Below are 13892 nucleotides of genomic sequence, written 5' to 3'. Positions count from 1 at the left end.
CAAGGCGGGCCCCGCACGCCCTCAGCTGTTTCGCGAACCGACGATCGCCGCGAATGCTCGAGGCTTCAGTTGGCAGCGATCGATTTCCGCTGCGGAGTTTGTCCGGGCCAGCCACCTGCCATGGCGCGGTACAAGCCTATGGCGCTCGTCACGCTCTGCGTGCGGGCCACGGCCAGGGCATCCTGGGCCTGCAGGCGGGTGCGTTCGGCGTCGAGGACCTCCAACAGGTCGCTGGCTCCGGCGTCGAAACGGGTGCGTGCCAGTTCGGCCGCGCGACTGCTGCTTGCGGCGGCGCGCTGCAGATGGGCGTCTTCGACGCGGGCGTGGGCGTAACGCGTCAATGCATTCTCGGTGTCCTCGAGGGCGCGCAGGACGCTTTGCTCGTAGCGCGCCAGCTCGGCGCTCGCATTGGCATTGCTGGCGCTGATCCTGGCTCGTACATGGCCGACGTCGAGGAACGACCAGTCGACGCCGAGTGCGAGCAGACGGGTCTCGCTGTCCCGCTCGAACAGGTCGCCGGCGCCGATTGCCTGGCTGCCGAGCAGTCCGCCGAGCGTGAAGCGCGGAAACAGGTCGGCGGTGGCGACGCCGATGCGCGCGGTGGCCGCGTGCAGGCGCTGCTCCGCGGCGGCGACATCCGGTCGTCGCCGCAGCAATTCGCCGGGCGTGCCGGCGTCGATGCGCGCCGGCAGGGCCGGCAGTGGCTGCTCGGGCTGCAATTCGTCGACCAGCGCCTCCGGGCTCTGGCCGGTCAGCACGGCAATGCGGTGCATGTCGATGGCGATGGCGGATTCGAGCGCGGGGATGCGTGAGCGCGTCGTTTCCAGTTGGGCCGTGGCGCGCGAGGTATCGAACTCGGTCCCGCGCCCGGCACTGAAGCGCGCCTCGAGCAGGCGCAGGGTATCGAGCTGGTTTCGCGCGTTGTCATTGGCGACGCGCAAACGCTCCTGCAATCCACGCAGCTCGGCGTAGGTGCTGGCCACGTCAGCGGCGACCACGATCTGGGCGGCGGCCAGGTCCGCCGCGCTGGCCCCGGCCTCGGCCGATTGCGCCTCGATGCCGCGGCGGATGCGACCGAACAGATCGAGTTCCCAACTGGCGCGAAGGCCGGCACTGTAGCTTTTCGCGTCGCGCCCATCGCGTTCGACACCCGGCAGCTGGTCGGCGCTGGCGCGCGCATCGCGGGCCTCGGCCTCGGCCGTAACCACCGGCACTGCGTCGAAGCGGGTGCCGCCGAGCAAGGCGTTGGCCCGATCGAGGTTGGCGAGGGCGATGCGCAGGTCATGATTGGAGGCCAGCGCCTGTTCGACCAGCCGGCTCAGCAGTGGATCGTTGAAGCCGTTCCAGAATTCCGTCACGGCTGCCGGATCGGCAGGTAGTTCCGCGCGGCTTCCCGGATCCGGCTGCGCCGCGCTGGCGAAGTGTGCAGGAGCCGGCGATTCGGGCCGCACGTAGTCGGGACCCACCGTGCACGCGGCGATACTCGCGGCAAGCGCGGCGATGGCAGGCAGTTTCCAGTTACGCATGAACGATCTCCAGGTTGGCGTCGCGCGCGCCGCCGGCCGCAGCCGGTTTGCGCGCAACGAGCTTGCGCAGTGCCACGTAGAACACCGGGGTCAGGAACAGGCCGAACACGGTGACGCCGAGCATGCCGGCGAAAACCGTGATGCCGGTGGCGTAGCGCACTTCGGCGCCGGCGCCGTGGGCGATCAGCAGCGGGACGGTGCCGACGATGAAGGCGATCGAGGTCATGACGATCGGGCGCAGGCGCAGGCGGCAGGCTTCGAGAGCAGCCTCGACGATGCCCTTGCCCTGCATTTCGAGCTCGCGCGCGAACTCGACGATCAGGATCGCGTTCTTGCAGGCCAGGCCCATCAGCACGACCAGGCCGACCTGGACGAACACGTTGTTGTCGCCACCCGTCAGCCAGACCCCGAGCAGGGCCGACAACAGGGTCATCGGTACGATCAGGATCACCGCCAGCGGCAGGGTCCAGCTTTCATAGAGCGCCGCGAGCACGAGGAAGGCGAGCAGCACGGCCAGCGGAAACACGACCACGGCGGCCTTGCCCTGGGTGACCTGCTGGTAGGTCAGGTCGGTCCACTCGAAACTCATGCCGTTCGGCAGGGTGGCCGAGGCGAGCTCCGCAACCTTGTCGATGGCTTGTGCCGACGAGATCAGGCGCGCATCGGTTTCGCCGGTCAGGTCGGCAGCCGGATAGCCGTTGTAGCGGATCACCGGGTCCGGGCCATAGGTCTGGCTCAGGGTCACCATGCTGCCGATCGGCACCATCTCGCCGCGGGCGTTGCGCGTGCGCAGGTTGCCGATGTCCTCGATCCGGTTGCGATACGGTGCGTCGGCCTGGGCGATGACACGGTAGGTGCGACCGAACCGGTTGAAGTCGTTGACGTAGGCCGAGCCCAGGTAGACCTGCAAGGTTTCGAACAGATTCGTCAGCGAGACGCCCTGGGCCTTGGCCTTGACCCGATCGACCTTCGCATCGAGTTGCGGCACGTTGGCCTGGTAGGAGCTGATCGGACGGCCCATGCCGGGCGTCTGCCCGATCGCTCCAGCGAGATTGTTGGCGGCATTCTGCAATTCGCCGTAGCCGAGGCCGCTGCGGTCCTGCACGTACATCGAGTAACCGGAACCGCTGCCGAGACCGAAGATCGGTGGCGGCATCAGGGCAAATGCAAAGCCTTCCTGCAGTTTCGAGAACTGGGCATTCAGTTCGCCGGCGATTTGGCCTGCCGTGCGCGAACGTTCGCCGGGCGGGGTCAGCGGGAAGAACACGGCGGCTGTGTTCGGCGAGTTCGTGCGTTGCAGCGGATTGAAGCCGGGAAAGCCCACCGCATGCGCCACGCCATCGGTATGCATGGCGATTTCGCTCATCTTGCGCGCGAGCGCTTCGGTGCGGTCGATCGATGCGCCTTCCGGCATGCGGATCGCACCGATCAGGTAGAGTTTGTCCTGGACCGGAATGAAGCCGCCCGGGACGATGTTGAACATCAGGCCGGCACCGGCCAGCAACACGGCATAGACGGCGAAGGCCACGCCACGCTTGCGCAGGCTCTTCGAGACCGCGCCCTGGTAGCCTTGCGAGCTGCGCGCGAAGAAGCGGTTGAACGGACGGAAGATCCAGCCGAACAGGCGGTCGATCAGGCGCGTCGGCGCATCCTTTTCCGCACCGTGCGGCTTCAGCAACAGGGCGGCGAGGGCCGGCGACAGGGTCAGCGAGTTGATCGCTGAAATCACCGTGGAAATCGCGATGGTCACGGCGAACTGCTTGTAGAACTGGCCGATCACGCCGGACAGGAAGGCCATGGGCACGAACACCGCGCACAGTACAAGCGCGATCGCGATGATCGGGCCGGAAACTTCCTTCATGGCCTGATGCGCCGCGGCCAGCGGTGTCAGGCCTTCCTCGATGTTGCGCTCGACGTTCTCGACGACGACGATCGCGTCGTCGACGACGATGCCGATGGCGAGCACGAGGCCGAACAGGGTCAGCGTGTTGATCGAGAAGCCGAGCAGGTGCAGCACGGCGAAGCTGCCGACGATCGAGACCGGAACGGCCAACAACGGGATGATCGATGCGCGCCAGGTCTGCAGGAACAGGATCACGACGAGGACGACGAGCAGGATCGCCTCGAACAGGGTGGTGACCACGGACTTGATCGAGTCGCGCACGAACAGGGTCGTGTCGTAGACCTGCTCCCAGGCCATGCCTTCCGGGAAGCGTGTCGCCAGCTCCGTCATCTTGGCGCGCACCGCGTCGGAAACCTCGATGGCGTTCGATCCGGGCGCCTGGAAGATCGGCATGGCCACGGCCTGTTCGTTGTCGAGCAGGGCGCGCAGGGAATAGTCGGACGCGCCAAGCTCGATTCGCGCGACATCGGACAGCCGCGTGACCTGGCCGTCGGCACCGGTCTTGATGACGATCTCACCGAACTCGGCTTCGTTCTCGAGGCGGCCCTTGGCATTGATCGAAACGAGGAAATCGCTGCCGCCCCTGGTCGGCGGTGCGCCGAGCTGGCCGGCGGAGACCTGCAGGTTCTGCTCGCGAATCGCCGAAACGATGTCGCCGGCGGTGAGCCCGCGTGCAGCCGCTTCGCCCGGATTGATCCAGACTCGCATCGCGTAGTCGCCGGCGCCGAACAGCAACGCATCGCCGACACCCGGAATGCGCGACAGCTCGTCACGCACGTGGAGCAGGGCATAGTTGCGCAGGTAGAGCGTGTCGTACTTGCCGGTCGGCGAGGTCAGGTGCACGACCAGGGTCAGGTCGGATGCGCGCTTCTGCGTGATCACGCCCTGACGGCGCACGTCTTCGGGCAAGCGCGACAATGCCTGGCTGACCCGGTTCTGCACGTTGACCTGGGCCTGGTCGGGATCGGTCCCGGGGCGGAAGGTGACGGTCAGGGCGAGAACGCCATCCGATCCGGCCACCGACTTCATGTACATCATGTTCTCGACGCCGTTGATCGCTTCCTCGAGCGGCGTCGCCACGGTTTCGGCGATGACCTTCGGGTTGGCGCCCGGATACACCGCGGTGACCTGCACAGTCGGCGGCACCACGTTCGGGTAATCGCTGATCGGCAACAGGGGGATCGCGATCAGGCCGGCGGCGAAGATCACGATCGACAGGACCGCCGCGAAAATCGGCCGGTCGATGAAGAATCTGGAAAAATCCATAACGGGTTCCTTTGCGGCCTCGGGCCGCAGTCAAGCCTCGCCCCCGCCGCGCAGGGGTCGTTTGCCACTCGGGGGTGACGTGGAGGCGCCCGCCCGGGCGCCTCCACCTCGATCAGTCGATCATTTCATCGCGACCTGTCCGGCCGGCGTCGGCGCCTGCATGGCGATGACGGTCGGCTGCACGGGCATGCCGGGGAAGAACACCTTCTGGATGCCGCGCACGATCACCTGGTCATCGGGGCTCAGGCCTGAAGCGACCACGCGCAGGTCATCCATCAACCTGCCCGGGACGATGTCCTTGCGCACGGCGGTGTTGTTCGGGCCGAGCACGTAGACGTACTTGCGATCCTGGTCGGTGAGTACGGCCTTGTTGTCGATCAGCAGGGCCTCGGCCTCGGCGGCCCCTTCCAGCTGGACGCGGGCGAACAGGCCCGGGGTCAGGCTGCCGTCCTTGTTCGGCAGGACCGCGCGCGCATGGATCGTGCCGGTCGTGGCATCGACGCCGTTGTCGATGAAATCGACCTTGCCGAGATGCGGATAGCCCTCCTCGTTGGCGAGGCCGACGCGCACCGCATTGCTCAGCTCGGCGCGTTCGCCGCTGCGCGCGAGCGCCTGGTAGCCGAGGAAGGAGCGTTCATCGCTCTCGAAGTCGACGTACATCGGATCGAGCGAAACGACCGTGGTCAGCAGGGTGGTATCGGCGCGGGCCAGGTTGCCGACCGTGATCATGGCGCGACCGGTGCGGCCGGCGATCGGTGAGCGCACCTCGGTGAACTGCAGGTCGAGCTCGGCGCTGGTCACGGCGGCCTCGGCGGCGCGAACGGCTGCATCGGCCTGAGCCACGGCGGCGGTGCGCGTGTCGGCTTCCTCGCGCGAGATCGCGTTGACTGCGATCAGCGCCTCGGCCCGCCTGGCCTGCGACTTCGCCAGCTGCGCTTCGCTGCGGGCACGGGCCAGGTCGGCACGCGCATGGGCGAGCGCGGCGCGATACGGACGCTGGTCGATCACGAACAGCAGGTCGCCCTTGGCCACTTGCTGGCCCTCGGTGTAGACCAGCTTGTCGACATAGCCGCTGACGCGCGGACGTAGCTCGACGGTCTCGACCGCGGCCACGCGGCCGGTGAATTCATCCCACTGGCGAACCGGTTGCACCAGCACCTTGGCGACGCTGACTTCGGGGGCGGGCATTCCGCCCTGGGGGGCGGCGTGGCTGCTGCAGCCGCTGGCGAGCAGGGCGATCGAGATCGATATCGTCAGCGCCAGTGCGGCGCGCCAGTGGATGGTCGATGCGAGCGAATCGGGGAATTTCATCGGGAAACCTCATTGGATTGGGTAGGTATCAGGGAATCGAGCAGACGACGCACGTCGCTGACGCGATGCGCGCGTGGGTCCGTCATGATCGGAGCTTGAGTACGCCGTGGTTGGGCAATGGCCGGGTCGGCATGGGCGGTCGAAAGGGAAGCGCCCGACTCGGGAGGCGGGTCGAACGGAACGACTGGATGCGTGCCCAACCGCGATTCATTGCGCAGCGCAAGTTGCAGTGCGCGCCGGCCGATATCGTCGGCGCGCGGCCAGCGTGGGCAGGCGTGAGCGAGGTTCTGGTCGGTGCAGGCCGGCGAACTGATGTCGAGCAGCTGGACGCGAATGCCGAGTGCGCGTGCTTCGTCGTGGAGGACCTGGGCGAGCATGCGCAGCGCCGCGCCGGTCACCGAGCGCGGTCCATAGCCGGCCCACGGCATTTCGCTGCCCGGCCCGCCGATCAGGATGTAGTTGCCGGCCATGGCGCTCTCGGCCATGAAGGGCAGTACGTGCCGCGCCGCCGAGAGGTGCGGTATGACGACCTCGTCGAGTTCGCGGCTCAGTCCAGAAACCGGTTGGTCGAGCAGGCGGCCGCGACCGGGTGAGCCGCAGATCGAGGCCACGACACCGGCGAGCGGTCGGCCCGAATCGCGCAGTTCGCGGGCCAGGCGATCGCCGGCCAGATCGTCGCGGATCGTATTGGCGACCACCGTGATATCGGTGCCCGGAAATGCCGCTTTCAGCGCGGCCAGCTTTGCGGTATCGCGGGCCACCGCAATGACCGGAAGTCCGGCTTCCACGGCTGCCGCGACGACGCCACGGCCGATCAGCCCGGTTGCGCCGAGTACGAGCAATGGGCGTTTCATTGTCCTGCTCTTGGGATATTCAGTCCCGAATGCGGGACGGAGGTGGGGCGGTTCGAAGTTGCCGCTGGCGCAGTCCGGGCATACCGTTCGATCATCGGAGCGGCGTCGCCCGTGCCGTCGGCCGACCCGGCCGGGACCACGGAAAGCGAGGCGCTGCGCGGCCTGCGCGACTTGGATTCATCGTTTTCATGCGCTGCCGCGCGTCGATCGGCCAGTATCGACTGCCAGACGAATGCGGCGGCGCCAGCTTGGTATTGGGTGGACACGGGCAGCTCCCTTTGTGCGACGCGGCAAAGGATAGGGCTGCAATCAGGACTTGATTAGTCCCCAATTCAGGGAATAATTGTCCCGAACGTGGGCCAATAGACCGAATGCGGGGATACCGTTATGTCACGCGATCTGAACGACACGCTGATTTTCGTGAAAGTGGTGGAGCTCGGCAGCTTCATCGCCGCGGCGCGTGCCTTGCGCCTGCCGAAGACGACGGTCAGCCGCAAGGTGCAGGATCTCGAAACGCGCCTCGGCGCGTTGTTGTTGAACCGGACCACGCGCAAGCTCGGCCTGACCGAGGCCGGGAACATCTACTTCGAGCATTGCCAGCGTATCGCGCGCGAGCTCGATGAGGCGGAGAGTGCGGTCGGCCAGTTGCAGAGCGGGCCACGCGGCTGGCTGCGCGTGACCGCTCCGTACTCGGTCGGCATCACCTGGATCGCACCGTTGCTTGGCCAGTTCCACGCCCAGCATCCCGAGGTCAGGGTCGAGTTGCTGCTGACCCAGGAACCGCTCGATCTGATCGCCAAGGAAATCGATGTCGCCCTGCGCGTGGGCAACCTGCCGGATTCCAACCTTACCGCCCGGCGACTTTCCGTGTTCCGCACCCAGGTCTACGCGAGTCCGGGCTATATCAAGCGACATGGCGAGCCGCTGCACCCGGATGACCTCAAGCATCACCGGGCGCTGGCCATGCACAAGTCGCTGCGCAATGGCAGCTACATCTGGACCCTCAACGACGGCGATCGATCAGGCGAATTCCGTGTCGATCCGGTCCTGGTGGCCAATGACCCGGCTGCGCTGATTGGCGCCTTGAAGTGCGGCGAAGGCCTGATGCTGGCCAGCGACGTCACCATCAAGCGACTGGCCGAACAGGGGGTCGTACAACGCGTCCTGGCCGGCTGGACCGGACCTGAAATGGATTTCAACGCGGTCTTCCAGCGCGGCGCGGCGCAGTCGCCAAAGGTGCGTGCATTCGTCGATTTTCTCGTCGACCGGCTGCGCTTCGATGCCGACTACATGCATGAGCTGTGTCCGGATCTGAAGGCGTGCATGTCGGCGAAGGTCGGGGATGCAAGGGAACACAGGCGCAGCAGCGAACAGGCGCAGAGGAAGGTCGTCGAACTCCATCTGGCGCAGGAACGCGCCGAAGAGGAAGTCGCGTAACCGGTCTGATCCTGTTTCCAGGCATTCCACTGGCAAGCAGCGCAGGGTTTGCCTGCGCTCAGCTCAAGCCTGTGCAGGAGCGGCCCCTTGAGCGGACCGGCAACGATCAATTGGACGGCTTGTCGTCCTTCGCATCGTCCTTCGCATCGGCGTCCGCCTGATCCATCATCTTTTCATGTTCAAGCATCATCTTCTCGTGATCCTGCATCATCGTTTCGTGCTTCTGCGTCCGTCGATTCTGCATGCGTTCCTGATGTGCCTTTTCCATGTCGGCGATTGAAATGGCGCCATCACTGTTCTTCGGCAGGTCGTTCCATTTGGCTTCGTGCGCATCCATGAACTCCGCCTTCGTGATCAATCCGTCCCCGTTGGCATCCATCGCCTTCATTTGCGCATGCATCATGCCTTGATGGTGGCCCCGATGATGATCGCCCTCCGAGGTAGATGGATCGTGCGCGAAGGCGAGGCTGGTCGCACCGGCGAGTGTGGCGATGGCGAAAAGGGTTTTGAGCGCGTTCATGAAGTTCTCCTGGAGGGAACCCGGGCAGGCTGATGGTTGCCGATACGCTATCGGCGCGCCAAATGCGGCTTGCTGCGGGTAGTTTCGATCATGCGCCTGACTGCCTGAACGGCGACGCCGCTGCTGAAAGGGCAAGACCTCGCGTTAGCTTCGGGACGCATGCTCCCCACTTGTTCAGAGCCTCCAGTGTTGATTCGGCCCATGAACGGCAGGTACCGAGCGCAACAAATACTTCAGCCGCTGGCGAGGCGCGAGTCCATGGAATCTACGGACCGAACCAATAGTGAAACGGCTCAGGCTCGTTTCGCATGCACGGCCTCAACCAGCTGCTTGCCGATCGGGAGCCGGCGGATTCGAATGCCGCATGCCGCGAAAATGGCATTGGCCAGAGCGGGTGCCGCGGTTGGTATGCCCATCTCGCCGGCACCGCTGGGCGATTCGCGGCTCGCTACGATGTGGACCTCGACATCCGGCGCCCGGGCCGAGCGAAGCAGCGGGTAGTCGGGAAAGTTTCCTGTCGTTATCCGGCCCTTGTCGATGCGGATCTCGAGATCCATGGCCGTGGACAGGCCATCGATCGTGCCGCCCATCATCTGCGCCTCGATGCCGAGCGGGTTGACCGGCTGGCCGACATCGACCGCACAGACGCATCGATGGATGACCGGTATACCGTCTTTGCCGACACTGACTTCCATCGCATGCGCAGTGTAGCCGCCGAACGTGAAATGACTGGCGATGCCGAGGCCATGGCCCTTGGGCAGCTTGCGCTGCCAGCCGATCTTCTCGGCAACGATTCGGACGACCTCGCGCAGGCGTCTCGGCGAGAACTTCGGTCCGCCGTGCTGCCCATAATCCATGGTGTCGTGGTCGAGCAGCTTGAGGCGCAAGGCCAGCGGGTCCTGCTTTCCGGCGTGGGCGATCTCGTCGATGAAACTCTCCACGGCGAAGGCATTGGCCGTATGCGCCGGCGCGCGCCACGATCCGCGCGTCATGCCCGAGTGCACGGCCGACCATTCGACGCGAAGGTTCTTGACGATGCCGGCCGGGAAATCGTCCGGATAGAGTTCCGCCGTCCATAATTCTTCGGGCTTCACGTCGGGACGGCGGTGGTACTTGCTGGCGCTGGCCAGGTGCTGGCGCCAACTCGTCGGCATGCCGTCGCCATCGAGCGTTGCACTGAGGTGCTGCTGGCCGAAGGGTCGGAAGAAGTCGTGGGCGAGATCGTCCTCGCGTGTCCACATCAGTTTCACCGGTTTGCCCGAAGCCTTGGCCAGCAGCACGGCTTCGGCGACGAAATCATTGCTCAGGCGCCTGCCGAAACCCCCACCGACGCGCGGCATGATCACTTCGATCTTGCTGCGGTCGATGCCGGTGATCGCGTTGGCCATGCGCGAGGCGCCGCCGGGCATCTGCATGGAGGCGACGATGCGCATCGAATCCTTGTCGATCGCCACACAGGCGCCGGGTGGTTCCAGCGGTGCATGCGCGACGAAGGGCACGCGATAGGTCGCCTCGATGAGGCGATCGGAGGCCTTGAGTACGGCGTCGATGTCGCCGTCATTGCGCACGACCTGACCCTTGCCGGCGAGCAGGCGCTGACATTGCGCATCGAGCGATTGCGTGGACTCGGCGTCATGGCCACCGGATTCCCATTCGATCTTCAGGGCCTTGCGTCCCTTCAATGCTGCCCAGGTGTCGTCTGCCAGCACGGCTACGCCGGCGACGAGGTTTTGCGTGATCGGTTCGCTGCCCTTCGGTCCGGGCAAGGGCAGGACCTGGCGCACACCGGGAATCGCGAGCGCAGCCGTGGCGTCGAAGCGCTTCACGCCGCCTTCGAACAGCGGGCAGCGTGCGATCACCGCGACCAGCGTTCCGGGCGCCATGGTATCGATGCCGTAGCGTGCCTTGCCGGTCACGATATCTTCGGCATCGACGACACGGCGCGGCGTGCCGATGATGCGAAACGCCTCGGGCTTCTTTAGCTCGACATCGGCGGTGGGTACCGGAATGGCCGCCGCCGCATCGGCGAGTTCGCCGTAACCTAGCGAGCGACCGTCCGCGCCGAGAACGCGGCCCTTGTCCGTGCGCAACTGATCCAGTGGAACATCCCAGCGCTTTGCCGCCGCCTCGAGCAGCATGCGCCGGGCTCGTGCGCCGGCCTGGCGCAGCTCCTGCCAGGCGTCGGGAATGTTGGTGCTGCCTCCGGCGCCCTGCGGGCCCCATTTCCACGCGACGCCGGGCGGCGGCCCGCCGAAGACGAGACCAAGCGGCAGTTGCTCGACGCTCACCATGTCCCAGTCGGCGTCGAGCTCTTCGGCGATCAACATCGGCAACGAGGTCTTGACGCCCTGGCCGATCTCCGGACTGCGCGCGCCGATCACGATTTTTCCATCGCGCCCAATGCGCACGAACAGGCCGACCAAGGCGCCCGGGTGTGCACCCGCGACGGATGCGTCCGCCCACGCGGCAGCGGGCAGCCAGGCGCCGAGCAGCAGGCCGCCGCCGGCGCCTGCACAGGCCTTGAGGAAACCGCGCCGACCGAAGCGTATCGATTCGCCCGTTTTCATCAGCGCCTCGAACGCATCCGCCGACTCCCAGTCCTCGCGTATGTGCGCGTTCATGCCTTCACCTCGTCCGCCTTGCGCAACCCTGCGGCACGGCGGATCGCCTTGCGGATGCGCGGATAGGTGCCGCAGCGGCACAGGTTGGTCAGCGCGGTAATCTCGTCGTCGCCGGGGTCGGGCGTGCGCGCGAGCAGATCGGCGGCCGCCATGATCTGGCCGGCCTGGCAATAGCCGCATTGCGGCACGTCTTCCTCGATCCAGGCGCGCTGCAGGGCGTGCAGGGTATCGCCCTGGGCGAGGCCTTCGATGGTGGTCACCTTGCGTCCCGCCGCTGCGGAAACCGGCACCGAACAGGAACGCACGGCGCCACCATCGAGGTGCACTGTGCAGGCGCCGCAGGCACCGACGCCACAGCCATATTTCACGCCCAGCGTTTGCGCATGGTCGCGCAGGTACCAGAGCAGGGGCATTTCCGGATCCCCCTCGAACGTCATGTCCTTGCCGTTGACGACGAACTCGATGGCCATACCCATGCCTCCACGCTGCGACGACCTATCCGGTTCTACGCGCCGAGGCCGAGCCCGACCAGTGTCGATAGTTGGGCGCGGCGGTCAGCGCGCGCCGGGATGGTCGCCTCCGTGGGGTCTCCAACGACTGCAGTGCGAGACTCAAGGCGCAGGGTAGGGCGCCTCGAGCCGCAGACCCCGGGGCGCGCGTACGCAATTCGCCCTCAGGCGCGATGTCGGAAGACGACGAGCAATGTGAACGACCTAAAGATCAGAACGCACCACGATGTCGGTCCCGAGGAGATGCCAGACGGCGCATGATTGGACCGGCAAATTAGGTCCACAGATTAGACGGATGGATTAGGCCGATGGATTAGACAGCACGATGTCGGCAACTTGTTGATCCATGGAAAAGAAATCCTGAAGCATCTCCCGGCATCGCCATGATAGGCTTATGGAATAGATTCCATTGTGGGATCGAATAGGCGTTGGACCTCATGAAAACCGTTCTTGTAGTCTTCTTCTTGTCGGTGCAAAGCAGCTACTCCAGTAACACGGAGATCGCCGCGACAGAAGAAGTGTTTGATACCGTGCAGTTCTACTCGGGAAATGGCACCAGCTGGCGCATAAAAACATATGCTCAAGATCAAGATGTTCACATCTGGTCGCTAGGCTCGGATGTTGCTGATCTTGTAGCGTTGGCGCGAGAAAACACTGAAAAGCACTATGGTGATGTGCTCACCGAGGGTTACATCATCGAAACCGAAGAGGGGCTTGAGGGTGTGCGCCGTGAGCTGGAGCAGCGTGGTTTATCCACCAATCTGGAGTTTCCGCCGTCCGGCGCAGTTTTCTGGGTGCCTCCAAACACAACGTACAGGTCAAGGTCGGTGCCCACATGATGTCCAACTATCAGTTCCACCCGACGTCCACGCCTACGCTTCGCTACGGCGCGGCCGCGGGTGAACTGGGGCGTTAGGTTGCACCCCACTACCATCGCAACATGAAGAAGAAGCCAGAAACATCAAGGCACGTGACCGACCCTGATCTCGTTGGCAGCAACGAGGAATCAAGCTGGATCGTCGGACGGAATTGTGTCTACTGCGATAGCACTGTGGCAAAGTACCGCGTGTCAATACGCACACCGCACGGATGGAAGTCATACGGCCACTTCAATGATCTAGAGACCGCTACTTACATTGCAAATATCGCGATTCTGGTAGAGCGCTGCGAAGAAAAATATGAACTAAACAAGGAAATTGGCACTAAAGATAGAAATGAGCTGGATAGATGGCGGCGAGCCCCAAGCCATGCAGACTTGGAAAGAACAGCCGCAGATCGGTACAAGCAGGTTCAAGCTGAACTGACGGCTCTGCAAGAGCAAGAGCGTTTGGAGGCAGCAAGAGTTGCCGAGGAACGCCGCCTAAGAGAGGTGAAAATCGCTGAAGAGCAGGAAAGGCAGGCGGAAATTGCTGCTGAAAAGCGCCGCGTTCACGACGAGAAGGTCAGAATGATTCTCGGCCTAAGCAGCCCTGCCCTTGTGAAGTTCATCAAGAACACCAAACTACGTGATCCCTTCTACGAGATTGCTATGAGCGAGGTTACCCGCAGGTTCAACAATCGAGGCCTGCCGCGTGCAACCTAACAAATCATTCAAGCCGACGCCGCTTCGCGGCGCGGCTTAATTCAGGCGTTGAAGCTGTAGAAAAACCCCTTTTCGATGAACACAATCCGCCGCGTTGGCGGATTTTGTTTTTTGGGATCTCCCATCGGTTCGGCACGATTCGTCGACCTGGTCATGCGTTGATCAATGACGGCGCGATTTTCAGCTTTGATACGTCCGCTCGCGAAGCGTTTTCGAGGGCGCAAGTTCGCTTACGCGGCGATCTTGCCGTAGACCTGCAGTTTCGCCACGTTGTGGACGATGCAGAAGAGCTTCCATTGCGTGTCGACCTTGGTTTTTCCGCGCAGCGTGAATCGACGCAGGCCGCGTTGCTGGGTGTGGCCG

At 64.5% G+C, this 13892-nt stretch carries 11 protein-coding genes; 3 read left to right on the top strand and 8 right to left on the bottom strand.

All coding sequences use genetic code 11. The features are described 5' to 3' along the window. Positions 1-65: 65 nt before the first annotated feature. The 4 genes from BM125_RS09570 to BM125_RS09555 all read right to left on the bottom strand — a co-directional run bounded on the left by BM125_RS09570 (position 66) and on the right by BM125_RS09555 (position 6860). On the bottom strand, positions 66-1526 hold the full coding sequence (locus BM125_RS09570) for an efflux transporter outer membrane subunit (RefSeq protein WP_092407342.1): 1461 nt from the start codon (positions 1524-1526) through the stop codon (positions 66-68). Continuing rightward, a complete protein-coding gene (locus BM125_RS09565; protein ID WP_092407340.1) occupies positions 1519-4695 on the bottom strand; it encodes an efflux RND transporter permease subunit in 3177 nt (1058 codons plus the stop codon). Before BM125_RS09565 ends, BM125_RS09570 begins: the two co-directional genes overlap by 8 nt. Positions 4696-4815: 120 nt before the next feature. Beyond that, positions 4816-6006, bottom strand: coding sequence for an efflux RND transporter periplasmic adaptor subunit (locus BM125_RS09560; RefSeq protein WP_092407338.1), 1191 nt, complete (start codon positions 6004-6006; stop codon positions 4816-4818). Beyond that, positions 6003-6860 carry an SDR family NAD(P)-dependent oxidoreductase gene (locus tag BM125_RS09555; RefSeq protein WP_092407336.1) on the bottom strand — a complete coding sequence of 286 codons (858 nt, stop codon included), beginning with the start codon at positions 6858-6860 and terminating at the stop codon, positions 6003-6005. The genes BM125_RS09560 and BM125_RS09555 overlap by 4 nt, the downstream gene beginning before the upstream one ends. Positions 6861-7247: 387 nt before the next feature. On the opposite strand from BM125_RS09555, the gene BM125_RS09550 reads away from it, so the two are divergent. Next, positions 7248-8297, top strand: coding sequence for a LysR family transcriptional regulator (locus BM125_RS09550; RefSeq protein ID WP_092407334.1), 1050 nt, complete (start codon positions 7248-7250; stop codon positions 8295-8297). 106 nt (positions 8298-8403) lie between these two features. On the opposite strand, the gene BM125_RS09545 is transcribed toward BM125_RS09550, so the two are convergent. The 3 genes from BM125_RS09545 to BM125_RS09535 form a co-directional block, all read right to left on the bottom strand. Next, a complete protein-coding gene (locus BM125_RS09545) occupies positions 8404-8817 on the bottom strand; it encodes an EF-hand domain-containing protein (protein WP_092407332.1) in 414 nt (137 codons plus the stop codon). A 293-nt stretch (positions 8818-9110) separates the two neighbouring features. After that, positions 9111-11438 carry a xanthine dehydrogenase family protein molybdopterin-binding subunit gene (locus BM125_RS09540; protein WP_092407330.1) on the bottom strand — a complete coding sequence of 776 codons (2328 nt, stop codon included), beginning with the start codon at positions 11436-11438 and terminating at the stop codon, positions 9111-9113. After that, positions 11435-11908: a (2Fe-2S)-binding protein gene (locus tag BM125_RS09535; protein ID WP_175497995.1), complete on the bottom strand. Its 474-nt coding sequence runs from the start codon at positions 11906-11908 to the stop codon at positions 11435-11437. The genes BM125_RS09540 and BM125_RS09535 overlap by 4 nt, the downstream gene beginning before the upstream one ends. Before the next feature lie 476 nt (positions 11909-12384). On the opposite strand from BM125_RS09535, the gene BM125_RS09530 reads away from it, so the two are divergent. After that, positions 12385-12786 carry a hypothetical protein gene (locus BM125_RS09530; protein ID WP_139224930.1) on the top strand — a complete coding sequence of 134 codons (402 nt, stop codon included), beginning with the start codon at positions 12385-12387 and terminating at the stop codon, positions 12784-12786. Positions 12787-12887: 101 nt separating this feature from the next. Then, positions 12888-13529 (top strand): hypothetical protein, encoded by a 642-nt coding sequence (locus BM125_RS19780; RefSeq protein ID WP_139224929.1) that lies wholly within the window; start codon positions 12888-12890, stop codon positions 13527-13529. Between the two features lie 230 nt (positions 13530-13759). Here the strand turns inward: BM125_RS19780 and BM125_RS20965 are convergent. After that, positions 13760-13892, bottom strand: a 133-nt coding sequence (locus BM125_RS20965) for a transposase (RefSeq protein ID WP_139224928.1), incomplete at its 5' end; no start/stop codon positions are given.

This window comes from Dokdonella immobilis, assembly GCF_900115085.1.
GTDB lineage: Bacteria > Pseudomonadota > Gammaproteobacteria > Xanthomonadales > Rhodanobacteraceae > Dokdonella > Dokdonella immobilis.
This window is presented reverse-complemented; position numbering and strand designations above follow the sequence as displayed.